Annotated in this window: 1 protein-coding gene; it reads right to left on the minus strand. The window is 68.9% G+C overall.

Annotated features, from left to right (window positions below; genetic code table 11):
• Positions 1–224: 224 nt before the first annotated feature.
• Positions 225–1,631, minus strand: coding sequence for an IS1380 family transposase (locus ACIBVN_RS60830; RefSeq protein WP_397152037.1), 1,407 nt, complete (start codon positions 1,629–1,631; stop codon positions 225–227).
• Between the last annotated feature and the right edge of the window lie 120 nt (positions 1,632–1,751).

The following is a 1,751-nucleotide window of genomic DNA, read 5'->3' on the forward strand; positions in this document are numbered from 1 at the left end:
AGCTTGAATCCACGGCTTGATTTCTCGTGATCATTTCTCGGTCCAATTCCTCGACGAGGACCGCTGTCGCAGGTAGAGGCCTGGTTTCGGGGCGTGAGGGATCTGCCGCGCTCGGGTCGCAGCTTGTCCGTGGGTGGCGGTCGGGGTTGGGGCGGGGCGCTGGAGCGGCGCGGGTGACCGGCGGGGGCGCCGTCGAGTGGGGCGGTGACCTGGGGTTGGGCGGGTCAGGCCGCGCAGGCCGGTGGTGGGCGGTGGGTCGCATGGAAGGCGTTGGTCCAGGCTTGTCGCCAGGGCCAGTGCCGGGGCAGATGGACGACGACGTGCCCGCGGCCGTGCCGGGCGATGCGGGCGGGAACACCGATGAGCCGGCGGCGCAGACTGGCCCCACGGGCACGCCCGTGCTGAGCGCTGGCCAGGCAACCGAGCGCGCGCAGCAGGTTGTGCGTGATCGCCGCCAGAGTGAGCCAAGCGGCGTTGGCAGCGAACTTCCCCGAGGGCAGATGCGCGAGCGGACCGTCGATCAGGTCGGCGTTGACCTGCTCCTGCACCGCATGATCACGATGCTGTGCCTCGGCTTGGAGCAGCGTATAGGGGCTGTCGGTGACGATCGGGTAGTAGCGCCAGGTGGCGAACAGTTCGTCTTGGCCGTCAGCGCCCTGATTGTCGAGCCGCCGGACGCGGCGCACGATCAGCCGGGCGGTGACGGTCTTGCCCTTCTTGCTGGTGAAGGCGGTGTAGGGGGTTTCGGCGACCTCGGCGTCGGAGACCCAGCCGCCGGCCTGTTCATCGAAGACGGCGCGGGGATAGGCGATGGGCGTCCAGGCGTCCTCGTCGATGGCGGCGATCGCAGCCTTGACCTTGGGATCCAGCTTGGCGGTGATGGAGAAGCGGGTGTCGTGCTCGCGGCAGGCGGCCACCACCTCGGCGGAGTAGAACGCGCTGTCGCCCCGCATCATCAGCGTGCCCGTCGCCCCGCTGGCGCGCGCCACCGGAATCGACTCGCGCAGCAGCGACGCGGCCCCGCGGGCCGAGCCGGCGCTGCCGCCGCGTAGCCGGGTGCCGCACACCACCGGCGCGGCCAGCGGTGTGGACAGCGTGGCGGCCAGCACGTTCAGCCCCCGCACCAGCACGCTCTTGCCCTGGATCTTGGTGTGGCCGAATCCCGAGCCCTGCTTGGCATAGCCGTAGGTGCGCCGCTGCATCGAGTCCATGTCCAGGAAGGCCAGCACATCCGCGCCCGGCAGCAGCGGTGTGCGGCTGGCCAGGTTGACCAGCAACTTGCGTGCGCTCTTGTCCAATTGGCGGACGTTGCCCCAGGTGAAGGAGCGCAGGAACGAGCCGAGCGTGGAGGGCGCACGGATGCCGTCGAAGAGTTTGTCCATACCGCCGTGGCGCAGCACGTCCAGGTCGTCGATGCTGTCGGCGCCGCACATCATGCCCGCCACGATCGAGGCGACCTTCGCCGGTGCGTTGACCCCGTCGGCGGTGCTGATGGCCACGTGCTCGCCGACCAGGGCGGGCAGGCCGCACCGCTCGGCCAGCCTCATCGCCGGGGCCAGCCCGCCGTACGCGATCACGTGCTCATCGTCGAAGATCGCATCGGTCTTGGCCGCGTCGTGGAAGAATTGCACTTACGAGGTGTCCTTCCGACTGGGCTGCTGGAAGCGTAGAGAACTCCCATCATCCCAGGTCAAAGGGCACCTCGCCCTATTTCACGATTCTTTTGTCAGATCCTCAGCGGTGAATCCAGG

The organism is Nonomuraea sp. NPDC049400 (assembly GCF_044466425.1).
Taxonomy (GTDB): domain Bacteria; phylum Actinomycetota; class Actinomycetes; order Streptosporangiales; family Streptosporangiaceae; genus Nonomuraea.